The sequence below is a fragment of the Nocardioides sp. NBC_00850 genome (assembly GCF_045207335.1).
GTDB lineage: Bacteria > Actinomycetota > Actinomycetes > Propionibacteriales > Nocardioidaceae > Nocardioides.
On the sequence record NZ_CP108845.1, the window covers coordinates 2,232,107 to 2,250,960 of the forward strand.

The window sequence follows — 18,854 nt, forward strand, 5'->3', positions numbered from 1 at the left end:
CGCCGTTGGCTACGTCGACAGCCCCAAGTTCGGTATCTCCAGGTGCCTGGAGCCCTAGTGCGTCGAGGGCGTCGTCGGGATCTCCGAGCGGTCGTCGGACCACAGCGTGTGGAAGGTGCCGTCCTTGTCGACGCGCTTGTAGGTGTGGGCGCCGAAGAAGTCCCGCTGGCCCTGGATGAGCGCGGCCGGGAGCCGGTCGGCGGCGAGCGAGTCGAAGTAGGCGAGCGCCGAGGAGAACCCCGGTGCCGGTACGCCGGAGGCAGCCGCGATCCCGACGACGCGCCGCCACGCCTCCTCGCCGGACGCGACCGCGTCGGCGAAGTAGGGGTCGACCAGCAGCGTCTCCAGGTCGGGCTTGGTGGCGTAGGCGTCGACGATCCGGTTGAGGAAGCGGGCCCGGATGATGCAGCCGGCCCGCCAGATCTTGGCGAGCGCACCGAGGTCGATGTCCCAGCCGTACTCCTTCGCCCCGGCCACGATCAGGTCGAACCCCTGGGCGTAGGCGACCACCTTCGAGGCGTAGAGAGCCGCGCGTACGTCGTCGACGAACGTGTCGGGGACCTCCGGCGTCTTCGGACGCGAGGTCACCGAGGCGCGCATCGCGCCGCGCTGGGCCGGCTTGGAGGAGACCGCCCGGGCGAAGACGGCCTCGCCGATGCCGGAGACCGGGATGCCGAGGCCGAGCGCGTTCTGCACCGTCCAGACGCCGGTGCCCTTCGAGCCGGCCTCGTCGAGGATGACGTCCACGAGCGGCTGGCCGGTCTCGGCGTCCTTCTGGGCGAGCACCTCCGCGGAGATCTCGATCAGGTAGGACTCCAGGTCGCCGGTGTTCCAGTCCTTGAAGACGTCGACGAGCTGGTCCACGGAGAGCCCGCCGACCCGCCGGAGGAGGTCGTAGGCCTCCGCGATCAGCTGCATGTCGGCGTACTCGATGCCGTTGTGGACCATCTTCACGAAGTGGCCGGCGCCGTCGGTGCCGACATGGGTCACGCACGGCTCGCCCTCGGCCACCGCGGCGATGCTCTTCAGGATCGGGCCGAGCGTCTTCCAGGCCTCGGCCGAGCCGCCGGGCATGATCGAGGGTCCGTTGAGTGCACCCTCCTCGCCGCCCGAGATGCCGGTGCCGACGAAGTTGAGGCCACGCTCACGCAGCTCGCGCTCGCGGCGGATGGTGTCGTTGAAGTTGGCGTTGCCGCCGTCGACGATAATGTCGCCCGGCTCGAACCGCTCGGCCAGCTGCTCGATCACCGCGTCGGTGCCCTTGCCCGCCTGGACCATGATGATCGCCGTACGCGGCTTGGCCAGCGTCGCCACGAAGTCGTCGATCGTCTCGGAGGCGAGGAAGCCGGCCTCGGGGTGCTCGGTGATGAGCTCGTCGGTGCGGGCGTAGGTGCGGTTGTAGACCGCCACCGTGTTGCCCTCGCGAGAGGCGAGGTTGCGGGCCAGGTTGGACCCCATCACGGCCAGGCCCACCACGCCGATGTTCGCGGACCTGTTGTCGGTGTTCGGCATCGCTGCTCCTCGTTGCTGCTTCTCGATACTGCGTCTGTTGACGGGCAGGGTCGCCACCATCATGCCCGTGGGGCGAAGACCATGTCCTCCGGGATCTCGAGCCCGAGCTGGGCGAGCAGGTCGAAGAGCACCCCGGCGACCTGCCGGGTGAGCCGTTCGACCACCTCGTCGCGGGTCTCGTCCTCGTGGTCGAGCCACCAGATGATGCTGGCGTCGACCATCCCCATCAGTCCGGCGAGGACGCCGTCGGGCGGCTCGCCGCTGAGCTCCGACTCGCTCAGGTAGCCGTGCATCGCCTCGACCAGCTCGTTGAGGAACCGGGTGCGCCCCATCCGGGCGCGGTGCAGTGCCTTGGTCTGCTGCTGGGCGGCGACGAAGCGGTAGAGGTTGGGGTGCTCGGCGGCCCAGTCGACGCACGGCGCGATGACCCCGCCGATGACCTCACGGGGAGTTCCGGTGCGAGCCAGGTTGGGACGTACGCGGCGCAGCAGCTCGTTCGCGGCGAACCGGGTCACCTCGGCGTCGAGCTGGTCCTTGCTGGCGAAGTGCCGGTAGACGTTGGGGCGCGGCAGCCCGGCGCGTTCGGCGATCTGTGCCATCCCGACGGTGGGGCCGGCCTCCTCGATCGCCTCGACCGCCGCGAGCACCACTCGCGAGCGTCGTGAGTCGTCCTCGAGCGCCTCTTTCGCCGAGCGGCGCCGCACTGTCGAGTCGACCCACTTCGCAACGTCCACCACGCGTTCACCGTAGCGCTGATACACCTTGTATCCAGTTCCGGTACGGTGATACAACCTGTATCCAGAACATCGTGTCCCACTTACTTGTGGGTGCCGACCGGAAGGAATGCCCGTGACCCGCCGCTCTCCCTGGATGGACCAGGACCTCGAGGACCTGCGCGACCTCGCCCGCACCTTCTGCGAGAAGGAGATCAAGCCCAACATCGAGTCGTTCATCGCCAACAAGCAGGTCGACCGCGATCTGTGGCGCAAGGCCGGCGAGGTCGGCCTGCTCTGCCTCTCCGTGCCCGAGGAGTACGGCGGCGGTGGCGGCACTTTCGCCCACGAGGCCGTGGTGATCGAGGAGCAGGCCCGCGTCGGCGATTCCTCGTGGGGCGCCCCGCTGCACAGCGGGATCGTGGCGCACTACCTGGTGGCGTACGGCACCGAGGAGCAGAAGCAGGAGTGGCTGCCCAAGATGGCCAGCGGCGAGGTGGTCGCCGCCGTCGCGATGACCGAGCCCGGCACCGGGTCAGACCTGCAGTCGATCACGACGAAGGCGATCCGCGACGGCGACGACTACGTGGTCAACGGCGCCAAGACGTTCATCACCAACGGCAACCAGGCCGACATGGTGCTGGTCGCCGTGAAGACCAACCCGGAGGAGAAGGGTGCCGGGATCTCCCTGGTCATCGTTCCCACCGACACGCCGGGCTTCCGGCGCGGCCGGGTGCTGAACAAGATCGGGATGAAGGGCCAGGACACCTGTGAGCTCTTCTTCGACGACGTACGCATCCCCGCGACCAACCTGCTCGGCGCCGAGGAGGGAGAGGGGTTCGTCCAGCTCATGCTGCAGCTGCCGCAGGAGCGCCTGATCGTCGCGCTCGGCTGCGTCGCGGCGATGGAGTTCGCCTACGCGGAGACGATCTCCTACGTCCACGCCCGCACGGCGTTCGGGCGCCCGGTGTTCGGCTTCCAGAACACCAAGTTCACGATGGCCGAGGTCGCCACCGAGGCCCGCGTGGCCCGCTCGTTCATCGACGAGTGCATCGAGCTGCACATCAAGGGCGAGCTCGACATCCCGACGGTCGCGATGGCGAAGTACTGGTGCTCGGAGCGGGCCATGAAGGTCGTCGACAAGTGCGTGCAGATGCACGGCGGCTACGGCTACATGGAGGAGTACCCCATCGCCCGCGCCTTCACCGACCTCCGCGTCCAGCAGATCTACGCTGGCACGACCGAGATCATGAAGGAGATCATCAGCCGCTCGCTGCCCGTCCCGGCCTGAGGCCTGGGCCTAGGCCGCCGCGCTGGGCGGCTCGGCGCGGAAACGCGCCGGCCGCCCATCCACGCCGAGCACCTTCCAGGACCACCGCGTCAGCGGCGTACGCAGCCCGAGGTTGTCGAAGAGCATCCGGACGTCAGCGAAGAGGTGACGGCGGAACGCGGCGGCCTCGGCGCCGGTGCCCCAGACCTCGCGGACGACCGAGTCGGGCAGCCCCATGAGCTCCCGGTCGGCGCGCGAGGGGATGATGATCGCGTCGGAGCCCAGGCGCATCGCGAGCGGGGTGAGGATGCCGAGGGCCAGGCGCGAGACCGGGTTGAGCGAGGGGGCGTGCTCCTCGAGCCAGGCGTGCGCGAAGCCGATGTGGCGGGCCTCCTCGGCGATGTGGATGGCCATGATCTGGTCCAGGAGCGGGTGGGTTCCACCGGCGCGCATGGCCTCCTTCTGCACATGGTCGATCGGCTCCTCGCCGGCCAGGATGATGGCGAAGAAGAGGGCGGGGTAGAGCCCGCCGAGATGTCCCACCAGCGGAATGGCGCGCATCAGCCAACCCGGTGCGCCCGCGACGTCGGGGCAGACGCGGTTGGTGAACTCCTGGAACATCTGGATGTGATGGGTCTCCTCGGTGAGCTCGTGCATGAAGTAGCGGAACTCGGGGTCGCCGTTGTCGACGCCCATCAGGAACTGGGTGCCGCCGAGGAGGAGCAGCTGCTCGAACTGGGAGCCGGTCTTCACCATGGCGGTGAGTCGGTGCCGGCCGACCTCGATCTGCCGTGCCTTGGGCAGCGACTGGTACCACGGGTGGGCGCCGAGCAGGTCGAGCGTGGGCAGGATCCAGCGCTCGTCGTCCTCGGGCAGGGCCATCTCGGGCGCGTCCCAGTCGACGTCCTTGAAGGCGTTGAAGTACATCTCGACCGACGCCTCGGACAGTGTCCGCAGCGCCTCGTCGTACTCCCGGCGCGGCAGGGGCCTGGTCGGCGTGATCATCCGGACCGGGGTGCCGGCGACGGCACCCACGTAGCCACCGATCGAGCGAAGTGTCTGCACAACCATCCGAGCCTCCTTGCACGACGTTGATACGTCATCAAGGTACATGGGATTTGTGTACCAGGAAACAGGTTCGGCCCGCGTGTTCCGCTCAGCAGATCTCGGCGGCGAGTGCCTTCCGGACGCCGGCGACGAGGTCCTCCGGGGTCCTGGCCGGGCGGTCGAACGTGGTGCGTGCACTGTGCGCCCCGCCCTCGTCGACCCACTGGAACTCGAAGCCGTCGGCGCAGAGTCCGGTGATCTGGGCGGCGAGGATGGTGTCGACCGGGATGTAGGAACGGGTCGCGACCGCCTCGCGGAGCTCGTTGCCGTGGTGGTTGTTGAGGTGGTCCTGGTTGCGGTGGAGCACGCCGTCGTTGAGGTCGAGGTCGCGGTCGGTGAACGCGTCGAGGGGGATCGGGATCGCCTCGCCGGTGCGACGGACCAGCATCACGTTGGAGACGTCCATGACGACCTCCTCCCACTCCGTCTCGCAGCACGTGCAAGCATCCGTACGCAGCCACCTCAGCGTCCCGGTCAGGCGGACCGCCTCGCCGTCGCCGAGCACGCCCTGGAGGACGAGCACGACATGGCTGCCGCGACGCCCGGCGTACGCCATCCGCTGCTCGGGCGGGCACAGGAAGGTCGGGCGCCCGCCGTCGTCGGCGAAGCCCTGCATCTCCAGCTCCTCCATCGAGTAGGGGATGCCGTCGATCACCACGCTGCCGCCACGGGGGCATGACAGGATGCTGCGGGCAATGCTGGCGGTCGAATCCATGGCGCCTCCTGTTTAGGTAAGGCTTACCTAAACATGACTGCGCCTGATCGAGCAAGAGCCGCCGCTCACATCGTGTTGGCGATCCCTACCCAATCCCGGTGAGCGACGATCGCCGCCACCCGTCGCTGCCTGGTAGGCCCATAGCGTGGCCCTACTCTCTGAAAGCAGTCGACCATGGTCACTGAGCACACCGCCGCGTCCACCAAGATGCGAGCGATCGTCCAGACCAAGTACGGCGACTCCGGCGCCCTTCACCTCGACCGCATCGATGTTCCCGAGATTGCGGACGACGAGGTTCTGGTACGCGTCCACGCCGCCGGACTCGACCGCGGCACCTGGCACATGATGACGGGCAAGCCGTACGTGATGCGGATCGCCGGGATGGGCTTCAGGGGGCCGAAGGACCGGGTGCCGGGCCGCGATCTCGCGGGTGTCGTCGAGGCGGTCGGCTCCGCGGTCACGAGGTTCGCGATCGGCGACGAGGTCTACGGCATCGGCCGCGGCGCCTTCGCCGAGCACGCGGTGGCGCCGGAGGACAAGCTCGCCCACAAGCCCGCGCGGCTCTCCTTCGAGCAGGCCGCGGTGGTGCCGATCTCGGCCGGCACCGCGCTGCAGGCGCTGACCGACCAGGGCCACCTCGAGGCCGGCCAGTCGGTCCTGGTCATCGGTGCGTCCGGCGGCGTGGGCAGCTATGCCGTCCAGCTCGCGAAGGCGCTCGGCGCCGAGGTCACCGGCGTCGCCGGCACGGCGAAGCTGGACCTGGTCCGCTCGCTCGGCGCCGACCACGTCATCGACTACACCCATGCCGACTTCGCCGACGGCACCAGCCGCTACGACCTGATCCTCGACATCGCCGGAAACCCCGGCCTGTCCCGGCTGCGGCGGGCGCTGACCCCGACCGGCACCGTGGTGCTCGTCGGCGGTGAGCAAGGCGGCAACCTCACCGGCGGCATGAACCGCTCCCTCCGGGCGCTCCTGCTCACGCCGTTCATCGTTCAGCGGTTCACCATGTGCATCTCCAAGGAGCGCGCCAGCGACCTGGAGCGGCTCGCCGGCTTCTTCGAGGCCGGCACCGTCGTACCGAGCCTCGGCCACACCTTCCCGCTCGACCGGGTCCCGAAGGCCATGCGTCTCCTCGACTCCGGTCATGTACGCGGCAAGGTCGCCATCACCACGATCTGAACGGCCCGTCTCGGACCCGACAATCACGGATACGAGGCACGTCCCCATGAACACCATGGCCACCTCACCACCCGCCGGCACACGTGTCCGGCATCTCGACACCGGCTCCCGAATGTGGGCATCGCGCCTGATCGGGGCGCTGTTCCTGGCCGGGTTCATCGTCTACGGAACCGGCTCGTTCCTCGTCACCTCGGTCCTCGACGGCGACGACTTCCTCGCCGGGGTCGGTGCCCAGGAGACCACCGTCGCCCTCGGCGCGTTCCTGATGATCGCGACCACGGCGATCGACATCGGCAAGGCCGTCATCTTCTACCCGGTCCTGGAGCGCAACGGCAGACGTACGGCCGTGGCCTACCTGGCCACCATGATCTTCGAGATGGCGATGATGACGGTCGGTGTGCTCGCGCTGCTCATGGTCATCCCGCTCGCCGACCGCGCAGGTGAGATCGGAGCCGACACCGCCCAGGCGCTCGGGTCGCTCGCGGTCGACGCGAACGAGACGGCGTACCAGATCGGGCAGCTCTCGCTCGCGTTCGGCGCTCTGTTCCTGTGTGCGCTGCTCTTCCGCACCGGTCTGGTTCCCCGGTGGCTGGCGGCGCTCGGTCTGCTCGGCTACGCGCTGCACATGCTGGGCTCCGGCGCCGAGCTCTTCGGAGCCCCGATCAGTCTCGTGCTCCTCATCCCGGGGGCCATCTTCGAGATCACGCTCGCGTTCTGGCTGATCATCAAGGGATTCGACCAAGCTGCGTACGACAGGCCGGCTCGGTGAGGGGCCGGACAGGGTAGGACGGCTGTGGCTGCCGCTTCAGATCGTGAACTATCCAGCCTCTGGCGGCGAAGCTAGCGTCGAAGCCGATCCGGTCGACCGGCCGGACCTTCTCGGGCACACGAGAAGGGGGGATTCACCAATGACCGTCACCGACATCGACACCGACAAGCTGATGGCATTCGTCTTCAGGGCTGTCGACGAAGTGGGTGCGACGCTCAACGCGGCTCTGGTCGTGATGGGCGACAAGCTCGGCTACTACCGCGACCTCGCGGCCAACGGGCCGTCCACGGCCGAGGAGATGGCCCGGCGTACCGGAACCGTCGAGCCCTACGCGCGGGAGTGGCTGCGGGCGCAGGCCGCCGGCGACTACCTGACCTACGACGCCGAGACCGACCGCTTCACGCTGCCGCCCGAGCAGGCCGTGGCACTGACCGTGGAGGACAGCCCGGCGTTCCTGCCCGGCTTCTTCCAGATCGCCCTCGGGACCGTGCACGACACCACGCACATCATCGAGGCGGCCCGCATGGGTACCGGCGTCGCGTGGGGCGACCACGACACCGACGTGCACAACGGCTGCGAGCGGTTCTTCCGCCCCGGCTACAACGCCAATCTCATCCCGGACTGGCTGCCCGCGCTCGAGGGCGTGGTGCCGAAGCTGGAGGCGGGTGCGACCGTCGCCGATGTCGGCTGCGGCCACGGCGCCTCGACGATCCTGATGGCGAAGGCCTACCCGCGCTCGAGCTTCGTGGGGTACGACGCCCACGGCCCGTCCATCGAGATGGCCCGTCAGCGTGCCGCCGACGCAGGTGTCGCCGACCGGGTGAGCTTCGAGACGGCCACGGCCCAGTCGTTCGGCGGCGAGGGCTACGACCTGGTCACGATGTTCGACTGCCTCCACGACATGGGCGACCCGGTCGGCGCTGCCCGCCAGGTGCGCGCCACGCTCGCGGACGGCGGCACGTGGATGATCGTCGAGCCGAAGGCCGGAGACCGCGTCGAGGACAACTTCAACCCGGTCGGGCGGGCCTACTACGGCTTCTCGACGCTGCTGTGCACGCCGGGATCGGTATCGCAGGAAGGCGCCGCGGCACTGGGCACCCAGGCGGGACCCGCGCGGATCCGGCAGGTGACCGCCGACGGCGGGTTCAGCTCCTTCCGCACCGTCGCCGAGACACCGTTCAACCTGGTCTACGAGGTCAGGGCCTGAGGCGTTCGGGGCCGTCTGGTCGCACGCTGACCAGGCGGCCCCGCGGGCCGTTCAGAAGCCGATCGGCAGACCGGCGTAGTTCTCCGCGAGCCCGGCGGCGGCGTGCTCGCTGGAGGTCACCCAGCGCAGCTGGGAGAGCTGGAGCTGAGTGTCGAACGGGTCCTCGGCGGTGTGCAGCATCGTGGTCATCCACCAGGAGAAGTGGGTGCAGCGCCAGACGCGGCGCAGCGCGGTCTCGGAGTAGTCGTCGGCCAGTCGCGAGTCTCCCTTGAGCAGCGCGGCGAGCGCCGGGGCCAGCAGCGCGACGTCCGCGACCGCGAGGTTGAGCCCCTTGGCGCCCGTCGGCGGGACGATGTGGGCGGCGTCGCCAGCCAGGAAGAGCCGGCCGTGGCGCATCGGGGTGGAGACGTGCGAGCGCATCGGGAGGACGCTGCGGTCGGTGATCCGGCCCGGCTGCAGGCTCCAGCCGTTCTGGCCGTGGCCGAGCCGGGCGGCGAGCGCGTCCCAGATCTGGTCGTCGGACCAGGTCGCCGGGTCGGTGCCGTTGGGCACCTGTAGGTAGAACCGCGAGACGCTCTCCGAGCGCATCGAGTGCAGCGCGAAGCCGTCGGGGTGCCAGGCGTAGATCAGCTCGTCGGTCGAGGGCGCGACGTCGGCGAGGATGCCGAACCAGCTGTAGGGGTAGGTGCGGTCCCAGCTCTCCCGGGCCGGGATCGCGGCGCGGCTGGGGCCGAAGGAGCCGTCGCAGCCGACGATGACATCCGCCCGGATCCGCTGGGGGAGCCCGGCGGCGTCGGTGAAGGTCACCGACGGGCGGTCGGACTCGATGTCGTGCAGCGCGGTGTCGCTGACCTCGTAGTGGACGACCTGACCGGCGGCCTTGCGGGCGTCGATCAGGTCCTTCTGCACCTCGGTCTGGCCGTAGACGTAGACCGCCCGGCCGACCAGGTCGACGAAGTCGAGGTGGTGGCGCTCCTCGGGCCACTGCAGGTAGATCCCGCGGTGCTTGTCGGCGTCGCGGGCCAGCCGGTCGCCGAGACCGACCTCGGTGAGCAGATCGACGCTCGACTGCTCCAGGATCCCGGCGCGGATGCGGGCCGCGACGTACTCCTCCGACCGGGTCTCGACCACGACCGAGTCGACCCCGTCGGCGGCGAGGAGATGGCTCAGCAGCATCCCCGCGGGGCCGGCGCCGACGATCACAACCTGCGTACGTTCTTCTGCCATGGGGTGAGTCAACTCCTGCTCGGGCGGCTGCCGCCAGACCGGTCTTCCACTGAATGGAAACCGCGCCGCTGGGGGTGGATTCCCAAATAGCGCGAACGGGCTCTTGTGTCCGCGCCAGCTCGTCCCTACGGTCGAGGCACCCTGATTGTGACCCGAGTCACAAACCACAGAAGGAGCGCCCCGATGCCCGACGTCCTCGCCGACCGCGCCGCCCTCGAGTCCCAGATCGGCGACCAGACCATGGTCGACGTACTCGCCAAGGTGGTCGCCGACCGCGGCACCGAGCCGGCATTCTCCGACCGGCACACCCCTGACGGCACGGGCTGGCGCACGCTGACGTGGGGCGAGTTGCACCAGCGCGCCCGCGAGCTGGCCGCCGCCTACATCGCTGCTGGTCTCCAGCCGGGGGAGTCGGTCGCGATCATGGCCGCGAACCGCATCGAGCACGTCGTCGCCGACATGGCCACGGTGCTCGCCGGCGGTGTCCCGATCAGCATCTACAACACCCTCGCGCCCGACCAGGTCGGCTACGTCGCCGAGCATGCGGACCCGCGGATCGTCGTGCTCGAGACCGACGACCACGTCGCCCGCTGGGCGCTCGGGCTCAAGCGCGAGGAGATCGTACGCGTCGTCACCATCGACACCGCCGTGGAGGACGACCCGCGGGCGGTCGCCTGGGACGACTTCGTGGCCTCGGGTGCGGCGGTGCTGGCCGAGGTCGGCGAGGAGCTGGACGCACGCAGCGCCGCGGTGACCCCTGACGACACGGTCACGATGCTCTACACGTCGGGCACGACCGGGCAGCCGAAGGGCGTGGTGCTCACCCACCGCAACATCGTCTTCGAGACGACCAGCTCGCTGACCGTCTCCGGGGTCGAGGAGCCGGGGGTGCTCGTCTCCTACCTGCCGTTCGCGCACATCGCCGAGCGGGTGCTCAGCCTCTACATCCCGCAGTTCAACGGCGGCCACGTCTACCTGGTCCAGGACCCCGCACTGCTGCTCGGCACCCTCCAGGAGGTGCACCCGACCAGCTTCTTCGGGGTGCCGCGGGTGTGGGAGAAGATCCGCACCGGCGTCACCGCGCTGCTCGCCGCCGAGACCGACGAGACCAAGAAGGCCGGTGTCGAGAAGGCGATGGCGGTCGGGCTGGCCTACGTCGAGTCGCAGCAGTTCGGGCAGACCACCTCACCCGAGCTGCAGGCACAGTTCGAACAGGCCGACGCGGCCGTACTGTCGACCATGCGCGCGCTGCTCGGTCTCGACAAGGTCGAGTGGGCGGCCAGCGCGGCCGCACCGATGCCGATCGAGGTGGCGAAGTTCTTCGCCGGCCTGGGACTGAAGATCTACGACGTCTACGGCATGACCGAGACCACCGGGGCGGCCACCGGCAACGGGCCGGAGGCCTTCCGGCTCGGCACCGTCGGCCGCGCCCAGCCCGGGATCGAGCTGCGCATCGCCGATGACGGCGAGATCCTGTTCCGGGGTCCGATCATGACCCCGGGCTACGTGGGCCGACCCGACGCCACCGCCGCGCTCTTCGACTCCGAGGGCTGGCTGCACACCGGCGACATCGGCTCGCTCGACGAGGACGGCTTCCTCACCGTGGTCGACCGCAAGAAGGAGATGATCATCAACTCCGCGGGCAAGAACATCGCCCCCTCCAACATCGAGAACCTCCTCAAGGAGAGCCCGCTCGTCGGTCACGCGATGGTGGTCGGTGACGGCCGTTCGTACGTCGTCGCCGTCCTCACCCTCGACGGCGAGATCGCTCCCGTGGTCGCTCAGAAGCTCGGCGTCGAGGCCGGCTCGCTCGCCGAGCTGGCCCAGCACCCGGTCATCCGGGGCGCCGTCGCGAAGGCCGTCGACGCCGCCAACGCCCGCCTCTCCCGCCCCGAGCAGGTCAAGGCCTTCGAGCTGCTCAGCCAGGAGTGGACCGCCGAGTCCGAGGAGCTCACCCCGACCCTGAAGCTCAAACGGCGCGTGGTGAGCAAGAAGTACGCCGACATCATCGACGGGCTCTACACCGCGCAGGAGTGAGTGCTGCCGCGCGCCGCAGGTAGTCCGGGACGATCCGGTCCGTTACTCATGGGTAGATGGGCTGGAACGTCCCGGACTACCTCGCGGCGGTCGCTAGCGGCTAGCCGTCGGTGCGGCCACAGCGTCCAAGCGGCTCACCTCCTCGTCGGTGAGCCGGAGGGCGCCGGCGGCGATGTTCTCCTCGAGGTGGGCGTGGTCGGCGGTGCCGGGGATGGCGAGCACGTGCGGGCCCTGGTGGAGCGTCCAGGCGAGGCGTACCTGGGAGGGGGTCGCGGAGTGCGCCGCCGCGATGGCCTCGACGACCTCGCGACCGGTCTCGTCGGGGGCGGTGCCGGGGACGGCGCCGGCGACGGCGGCACCGATGGAGTTGAAGGGCACGAACGCGACCCCGTGCTCGCCGCACAGCCGCAGCAGGTCGTCGTCCTCGCGGCGGGTGGTGAGCCCGTACTGGTTCTGTACGCAGGCCACCGGCCCGATCGCGAGCGCCTCGGTGAGCTGCTCGGGGCCGATGTTGGAGAGGCCGACGTGCTCGACCAGCCCCGCCTCGCGCAGGTCGAGCAGGGCGCCGAAGTGATCGGCGATCGATCCGGTGCCGCGCTCGCGGCCGACTCCCCAGCGCAGGTTCACCAGGTCGAGGTGGTCGAGGCCGAGCTGGCGGATGTTCTCCTCGACCTGGTCGCGCAACCGCTCGGGTCGGGGCTCGGACTGCCAGGCGCCGTCGCGGCCACGCGGGGTGGGGCCGACCTTGGTCGCGATCAGCAGGTCGTCGGCGTACGGCTGGAGGGCGGTCGCGATCAGCTCGTTGGCCGAGCGCGTCGGGGTGAAGTAGATCGTCGCGGTGTCGATGTGGTTGACGCCGAGCTCGACGGCGCGGCGGAGGACGGCGATCGCGTTCTCGCGGTCGGGGGCGATCGGGGTGGACAGGTTGCCGATCAGGCGCATCGCGCCGAAGCCGATCCGGTTGATCCGCTTGTCGCCGAGCTGCCAGGTGCCGGCGGCACCGGCGGTGATGTGGTTCGTGGTCATGCCCTCCAGCGTCGCGACCCGACGCCGCGTACTCACGCCGTTGGCAGGTTGTTGCCGATCGCGGCTCGTGCCTTGGTGGGCGGGGGAGAATCGATGCCGTGACCAACACGGTGGGGACGATCCGGACGGGCGGGACCGTCGCCGTCGTACGCGGCGAGGAGGAGCTCGTGCGGCGCACCTCGCACCTGTTCGCGGCCGCCACCGACATCGCCTGTGCGGCGATCGACCTGCGCACCTGGTCGGCCGCGCGCACCGAATCCGGCATCAGGGCCGCGCTGTGCGGTCGTGACGGCGCCGAGGTGCGGCTGCGGAAGGTCTACCGGCCCAACGTGCTGCTCGACCCGGTCTCCGCCGCCCACCTGCGCGAGATCCGCGACACCCGCGGCGCCCAGATCCGGATCACTCCCGACGAGATCAACGAGACGATCCTGATCGACGGCCGGGTCGCGATCCTCGCCGGCGACCCGCGCCTGGGCGAGCGCAGCTTCAGCATCGTCACCCAGCCCGAGGTGGTCCAGGGCGTCACCTCGCTCTTCGACGCGGCCTGGCGTTCGGCGACGACGGTGGACGCCTACGACGCCCGGATCGCCGAGCTGCGCGACATCGCGCCCCAGGTGCTCGACCTGCTCGGCCGGGGCGTGAAGGACGAGGCCGCGGCGCGCACCCTCGGGCTCGGCGTACGCACCTACCGGCGCCGGGTCGCCGAGCTCATGGAGGCGCTCGGTGCCGCGTCCCGGTTCCAGGCCGGCGTACGCGCCCGAGAGCTCGGACTCGTCTGACCGTTCCGGTCAGCGGTGTCCGGATCCTGACGCCGGAGTCTCTTTCTCAGGGGCCGCCCGGTAACGTCGAGGACGACTTGTTCGGGCGGGTCAGGAGGTCAGCAATGCGTTGCTTCATCGTCGTCAAGGAGCGCAGCGACGCCGAGAAATGGGACTGGGTCCTGGCGGGTCCAGGGCTGCACGCGGCGGGATCGCTGGGCGCCCGCGGGACCGAGGACGCGATCATCGCGGCGGTCGGGGCGGCGTACGACTCGCTGGAGTCGCTCGCGCCGGTGCAGGTCGTGGTCGCGCTGCCGTCCAACTCGCGGTTCTGGATACTGACCGACGAGATCGCGGACGCCTATCCCGGGGTCACCGTGGTGCCGTTCGCCGACGAGGACGCGGACATCCGCGCGGAGGCGGTGGAGGCGCTGGCGATCCATCGGGCCGGCCCGATGCCGCCGCTGGTGGTGGCAACCGACGGCTCGGCCCATCGCGGGTTCATCGGCTGGGGATGGCTCGCCGGCGACGGTCAGCACGGTTTCGGCCGGCAGGTACCCAACGCCAGGATCCGCGACCCGCAGTCGCTGGTGGTCCTGGCCGAGTTGCAGGCGATCGCCGAGGCCGTGCGGGCGCTGCCCCGCCGCACGCTGACCATCCGGACCGACTCCCGGGTCGCGCTCGCGATGATCGAGGACTGGCTCCGGGGTGAGCTGTCGATGCCGAAGGGCTATGAGAGCGAGCACCGCGCCGAGCTCGCCGGCCTGACCAGGATGCACGACGACCTGTGCCGCGAGTCCGATCGGCTCTCGTTCGAGTGGGTGCGCGGCCACGTCGGCGAGGCGCTCAACGAGGGTGCCGACTCGCTCGCGAAGCTCGCCCGGCGCTTCGCCGAGGGGACCTGGGGGCTGACCGCCGACGAGGTGCCCGGGAGGGCACGCGCGATCGCCGAGACGTTCGCTGCGCCCGTGGCCTCGGGCTCCGCCACCGCCGGGTAGGTTCGGCTGTCGTGAATCCTCCGACCGTCACCATCGCCCCCGACGAGCCGGCGCAGCTCCGCGCGCGGCTCGATGCGCTGGGCCTGGACGGCATCTTCGACGTACACACCCACTTCCTGCCCGCGCGGATGCTCGACAAGGTGTGGGCCTACTTCGATGCGGTCGGGCCGTTGACCGGGCAGCCGTGGCCGATCGCCTATCGGCACTCCGAGGAGGAGCGGCTCCGGGTGCTGCGGGATCTCGGCGTACGTCGCTTCTCGGCGCTCACCTATCCGCACAAGCCGGGGATGGCCGCGTGGCTCAACCAGTGGGGTGCGGAGTTCGCGGCGGACAAGCCGGACTGCCTGCAGTCGGCGACGTTCTACCCGGAATCGGGTGCGGGTGACTATGTGCGCGAGGCCGTCGAGGCGGGGGCGCGGATCTTCAAGGCACACGTCCAGGTCGGCGACTACGACCCCAACTCGCCGCTGCTCGACCCGGTCTGGGAGGTGCTCTCGCAGTCGCGTACGCCGCTGGTGATCCACTCGGGTCACGGGCCTGCTCCGGGTCGGTTCACCGGCCCCACCGGCATGGAGGCGTTGCTCGGACGCTATCCGGATCTGGTGCTGATCGTCGCTCACATGGGGCTGCCGGACTACTCGCGTTTCCTCGACCTGGTGGAGAAGTACGACAGCGTGCACCTGGACACCACCATGGCCTTCACCGCCTTCACCGAGGCGGCGACGCCCTTCCCTGCCGAGGAGTTGCCGCGGCTGAAGGCGCTGGGTGAGCGGGTGCTGTTCGGGAGCGACTTCCCGAACATCCCCTATCCCTATCTCGAGGCGGTCGACGGGGTCATCGGTCTCGGGCTCGGTGACGAGTGGACGCGCGGGGTGCTCTACGAGAACGCCGCGCGGCTCTTCGGGCTGCCGCCGGCCGGCTAGGCCACGGCGGTCTCGTCGTAGCTGTCGGTGAGGAGCTGGACGATGTCGGGGACGCCTAGCGCGAGCCGGTTGAATCGTGGTGACTCGGCGGCGACTTCCAGGTGCTTGGCGAGCTCGAGCTCGTCGCGAGCCCACGGGATCAGCCCGGCACGGTCCAGGTTGGCCGAGTTGGCGGCTCCGTGGCCGGAGATCGAGCGGTAGGTGATCACCGGCGTGCCCGAGGCCAGAGCCTCGAGCGAGGTGAATCCGCCGGCGTTCTGGACGACGCAGTCGCTGGTCGCCATCAGGGCGCGTACGTCGGTGCGCCAGCCGAGCGCCACGACACCGGGGATCCGCTCCAGGCGGCGCTTGAGGCAGGGGTCGGTCGCGCAGAGGACCACCGGGGTCATGTCGCTGTGTTCGAGGATGTCGCGCGCGGTCTGCTCGAGCGCACCGGCGCCCAGCGAGCCGCCGGTGACCAGCGCCCGCGGACCCTCCAGGTCGAGGTCGGCGAGTGGATCGGTGAAGACCTGCCCCGGGACGTAGGCCGCCCCCGGCGGGACCAGCGGCTGCACCACCGCTGCGTTGCCGCCGAGCATGCGCGCCTCGCGTGCGGCGACCTCGTGGATGGCGAGGTTGAGGTCCATGCCGGGGTTGATCCACAGCGCCGGGACCGCGGCGTCGGTGAGATAGGTGACCGCGGGCACGGTGAGCTGTCCGCTGGTGCGCAGGTGGCCGATGACCTGGGAGCAGAACGGGTGGGTGGAGATGACCAGATCGGCGCCGCGCATGGCCTCGGTGAGGTTGCGCGTGGAGAGACGCAGGAACTGGTTGAACGGCTTGTGGAGCGGGCGTCCCGGCATGACCAGACTCATCGTGGTGCCCCACGAGTCGGGGCTGACCTGGAGCTGCATCTTGTAGCCGACCTTCAGCCCGTGTCCGAGCCGCCAGGGCATCAGGTCGACGAAGTCGAAGATCTCGACGTCGCACCCGGCCTCCCCGAGTGCTCGTGAGATCTCCCGAGAGGCCGAGTTGTGGCCGGCGCCGTAGCTCGCGGAGATGATCGCCACGCGGGGAGCCGTGCCGGGCCGGATGTGAAGGAGGGGCCCGAGCCGCTCCGAGTCGATTGACATGCGCCGGATTCTGTACGCACGGTGTGACGTTGTGGTGAACGGGGGCACCCCGGCGCGTCACTCTTCACCATCGGTTCGTCTCCCCGAACCTGCGGGCGTTCTATGGTTCATCCTGTGATCACGCCCCGGGCACTGCGCACTCGAGCGCGGTCGGCGGTTGCCGAGCTGGGCGGTGGCCCCTCGGCGGTGGCGGCGGTGATGCGCGGCGTCGTGGCGGGGTTCGCGCGGGCACGGGGGATGGTGCTCACCGATGCCGCCCTGGACGCCGCTGGGCTGCTGTCGTGCGCGGACGGTCCGAAGCCGGATCATCTGCTGTCGAACTATCTGTTCCTGGATGGGGCCGCGGTCGATGATCTGGCTCTGGAGGAGATCGGTTACGTCTACGAGGCGCTCCTCGAGGTCTCCTCGCGACGCGACAACGGCGCCCACTACACCCCGCCCGAGCTCGCCGACGAGGTCGTCGCCCACGCCCTGGCACCGGTCGCCTCCGCCGACGCGGCCGTGGTCGACATCGCCGCCGGAACCGGCGTCTTCCTCCTCGCCTCCGCCCGCTATCTGGCGTCCTCGTGCGAGCGGCCCGTGGCCGAGATCGTCACGCGCTGCCTCTACGGTGCCGACATCGACCCGGTCGCGGTCGACATCGCCAAGCTCTCCCTCTGGCTGCTCTGCGAGGACCCCTCGCTCCCGCTGGCCTTCCTCGACGACCGGATCCTGTGCGGCAACTCGCTGGTTGGGCTCGTCGACGCGGACGAGCTGCCAGCCGGTGTAGATGACCCCGAGGCGTACGCCGATGCCATGGTCGCGGTCGCGCTGCCGCTGGGCGGGCGGCCGGGGAGGCGGCTCGAGGAGGCCTATGCGGCGCTGGCCCGGTGCCGGCGCCTGCCCGTTCCTGCCGTCCGGCCGATCCACTGGGCGCTGGCCGCGCCCGAGGTGATGGCGCGCGGCGGCTTCGACGCGGTGGTCGGCAACCCGCCCTACCTCGGGGTGAAGCGGGTGCGGGACGCGATCGGCCAGGAGCTGCGCGACTACCTCGCGCACACGCTCGCCGCAGGCACGACGAGGCGGGCCGACTACGTCATCTACTTCCTGCTCCGGGCAGCCGCTCTCAGCCGCGGCGAGATCGGGCTGATCACGACCGACTCCATCAGCGAGGGTGACACCGCGCGCTTCGGCCTCGGTGCGCTGTTGGATCGCGGCTGGCAGGTCGCCCGGGCGGAGCGTTCGGCCCCGTGGCCGACGGCGGGCGTGCGGTTCGCGAAGATCTGGCTCACCACCCGGCCGCTCGACAGCGCGTGGCTCGACGGGCGCTCGGTCCCGGCGATCACCGGGACGCTCGAGGACGGCTTCTCGCTTCCGGAGCCGGCACGGCTGGATCTCGACGTACCGCTACCGCACGGCTATCAGGGCACGATCGTGCTCGGTCGCACGCTCGTCCTGACGCAGGCCGAGGCGGAGGCTCTCGGACGCGGTCCGCTCGGGCACACCGTGCGCCCCTATCTGAGTGGTGAGGACCTGGTGACGCCCTGCGGCTCGACCGCCTCCCGCTTCGTGCTCGACGTCGGCAAGCTGGGCCTCGAGGAGCTCGCCGAGGACCGCGCGCTCGCGCGTCTGGTGCGGTCGAAGGTGCGTGCCGAGCGCCGCCGCCAGTTCGTGAAGTACCCCCAGCTCAAGGAGCGCTGGTGGGGCTTCCTCAGCCCCGTCGACGAGCTCTACCGCGACGCCGCCGGGCTCTCGTACGTCATCGCGTTCAGCAAGCACAGCAAGCACCTGTGGCCCGTGCTGGTCGGTGCCGACCACGTCTTCTCCAACGGGCTGGTCGTCTACCCGACGCAGGATGCGGCGGCGTACGCCTTCCTGGCCTCCGACCTTCACCGTGTCTGGGCCGTACGCGCCGGCGGCACCATGCTCAACACCGCCTACCGCTACAACCCCTCACGCCTGCGCGCGACCTACCCGTTCCCCGCGGACCTCGGGCCGCTCCGCCCGGCGGGCATCGCGCTCCTGGCCGCCCTGGACCGGGTCGGCGACGAGCGCCGGATCGGCATCACCGGCGTACTCAACCTCGTCGGCGATCCCGACACCCACGACCCCGCGACCACCGACCTCCGGCAGGCGATCGCCGACGTCAACCACGCGACCGCCCGCCTCCACGGCATCGACGAGTCCCTGGCCACTCCCGATCTCACCCCCTCCGGCTTCGGCCTCACCCCGACCCGCCAACGAGCCCTCATGGCCGCCCTCGTCGACCAGAACCTCGCCCTCGCCGAGAAGGCACAAGCGTCGGCCGAGACGTGAGTT

At 70.1% G+C, this 18,854-nt stretch carries 16 protein-coding genes; 9 read left to right on the forward strand and 7 right to left on the reverse strand.

Going from position 1 to position 18,854, the window contains the following annotated elements:
• Window positions 1-54: 54 nt before the first annotated feature.
• Together gndA and OH802_RS10980 are read right to left on the reverse strand one after the other, a co-directional pair.
• The gene (gene gndA / locus OH802_RS10975) at window positions 55-1,512 is read right to left on the reverse strand and encodes an NADP-dependent phosphogluconate dehydrogenase (RefSeq protein WP_406027798.1); all 1,458 of its coding nucleotides are present in this window, start codon (window positions 1,510-1,512) and stop codon (window positions 55-57) included.
• Between the two features lie 59 nt (window positions 1,513-1,571).
• Window positions 1,572-2,249 (reverse strand): TetR/AcrR family transcriptional regulator, encoded by a 678-nt coding sequence (locus OH802_RS10980; RefSeq protein ID WP_406027800.1) that lies wholly within the window; start codon window positions 2,247-2,249, stop codon window positions 1,572-1,574.
• A 112-nt stretch (window positions 2,250-2,361) separates the two neighbouring features.
• On the opposite strand from OH802_RS10980, the gene OH802_RS10985 reads away from it, so the two are divergent.
• A complete protein-coding gene (locus tag OH802_RS10985; protein ID WP_406027802.1) occupies window positions 2,362-3,516 on the forward strand; it encodes an acyl-CoA dehydrogenase family protein in 1,155 nt (384 codons plus the stop codon).
• 9 nt (window positions 3,517-3,525) lie between these two features.
• Here the strand turns inward: OH802_RS10985 and OH802_RS10990 are convergent, their stop codons facing one another.
• Both OH802_RS10990 and OH802_RS10995 read right to left on the reverse strand, forming a co-directional pair.
• A complete protein-coding gene (locus OH802_RS10990) occupies window positions 3,526-4,566 on the reverse strand; it encodes a diiron oxygenase (protein ID WP_406027804.1) in 1,041 nt (346 codons plus the stop codon).
• Between the two features lie 85 nt (window positions 4,567-4,651).
• Window positions 4,652-5,317 (reverse strand): DUF2470 domain-containing protein, encoded by a 666-nt coding sequence (locus tag OH802_RS10995; protein ID WP_406027806.1) that lies wholly within the window; start codon window positions 5,315-5,317, stop codon window positions 4,652-4,654.
• A gap of 174 nt (window positions 5,318-5,491) precedes the next feature.
• Between OH802_RS10995 and OH802_RS11000 the strand changes: the two genes are divergently transcribed.
• The 3 genes from OH802_RS11000 to OH802_RS11010 all read left to right on the forward strand — a co-directional run bounded on the left by OH802_RS11000 (window position 5,492) and on the right by OH802_RS11010 (window position 8,475).
• Window positions 5,492-6,499: an NAD(P)-dependent alcohol dehydrogenase gene (locus OH802_RS11000; RefSeq protein WP_406027808.1), complete on the forward strand. Its 1,008-nt coding sequence runs from the start codon at window positions 5,492-5,494 to the stop codon at window positions 6,497-6,499.
• Window positions 6,500-6,545: 46 nt separating this feature from the next.
• A complete protein-coding gene (locus OH802_RS11005; RefSeq protein WP_406027810.1) occupies window positions 6,546-7,268 on the forward strand; it encodes a DUF4386 domain-containing protein in 723 nt (240 codons plus the stop codon).
• 139 nt (window positions 7,269-7,407) lie between these two features.
• Window positions 7,408-8,475, forward strand: a complete 1,068-nt coding sequence (locus OH802_RS11010; RefSeq protein ID WP_406027812.1) for a class I SAM-dependent methyltransferase — start codon at window positions 7,408-7,410, stop codon at window positions 8,473-8,475.
• A gap of 51 nt (window positions 8,476-8,526) precedes the next feature.
• Here the strand turns inward: OH802_RS11010 and OH802_RS11015 are convergent, their stop codons facing one another.
• The gene (locus OH802_RS11015; protein ID WP_406027814.1) at window positions 8,527-9,702 is read right to left on the reverse strand and encodes a 4-hydroxybenzoate 3-monooxygenase; all 1,176 of its coding nucleotides are present in this window, start codon (window positions 9,700-9,702) and stop codon (window positions 8,527-8,529) included.
• A 183-nt stretch (window positions 9,703-9,885) separates the two neighbouring features.
• Here OH802_RS11015 and OH802_RS11020 point away from each other — a divergent pair, with 183 nt between their 5' ends.
• A complete protein-coding gene (locus OH802_RS11020) occupies window positions 9,886-11,739 on the forward strand; it encodes an AMP-dependent synthetase/ligase (RefSeq protein ID WP_406027816.1) in 1,854 nt (617 codons plus the stop codon).
• A 93-nt stretch (window positions 11,740-11,832) separates the two neighbouring features.
• On the opposite strand, the gene OH802_RS11025 is transcribed toward OH802_RS11020, so the two are convergent.
• Window positions 11,833-12,765: an oxidoreductase gene (locus OH802_RS11025; RefSeq protein WP_406027818.1), complete on the reverse strand. Its 933-nt coding sequence runs from the start codon at window positions 12,763-12,765 to the stop codon at window positions 11,833-11,835.
• A 98-nt stretch (window positions 12,766-12,863) separates the two neighbouring features.
• Between OH802_RS11025 and OH802_RS11030 the strand changes: the two genes are divergently transcribed.
• From OH802_RS11030 to OH802_RS11040, 3 genes are all read left to right on the forward strand, one after another.
• Window positions 12,864-13,544 carry a DNA-binding response regulator gene (locus OH802_RS11030; RefSeq protein WP_406027820.1) on the forward strand — a complete coding sequence of 227 codons (681 nt, stop codon included), beginning with the start codon at window positions 12,864-12,866 and terminating at the stop codon, window positions 13,542-13,544.
• A gap of 104 nt (window positions 13,545-13,648) precedes the next feature.
• On the forward strand, window positions 13,649-14,521 hold the full coding sequence (locus OH802_RS11035) for an RNase H family protein (RefSeq protein ID WP_406027822.1): 873 nt from the start codon (window positions 13,649-13,651) through the stop codon (window positions 14,519-14,521).
• A gap of 11 nt (window positions 14,522-14,532) precedes the next feature.
• Complete coding sequence (locus OH802_RS11040) at window positions 14,533-15,444, forward strand: amidohydrolase family protein (RefSeq protein WP_406027824.1); 912 nt, start codon at window positions 14,533-14,535, stop codon at window positions 15,442-15,444.
• On the opposite strand, the gene OH802_RS11045 is transcribed toward OH802_RS11040, so the two are convergent.
• Window positions 15,441-16,556: an MGDG synthase family glycosyltransferase gene (locus tag OH802_RS11045; RefSeq protein ID WP_406027826.1), complete on the reverse strand. Its 1,116-nt coding sequence runs from the start codon at window positions 16,554-16,556 to the stop codon at window positions 15,441-15,443. The genes OH802_RS11040 and OH802_RS11045 overlap by 4 nt on opposite strands.
• A gap of 114 nt (window positions 16,557-16,670) precedes the next feature.
• On the opposite strand from OH802_RS11045, the gene OH802_RS11050 reads away from it, so the two are divergent.
• Window positions 16,671-18,851, forward strand: coding sequence for an Eco57I restriction-modification methylase domain-containing protein (locus OH802_RS11050; protein WP_406027828.1), 2,181 nt, complete (start codon window positions 16,671-16,673; stop codon window positions 18,849-18,851).
• Window positions 18,852-18,854: the final 3 nt, after the last annotated feature.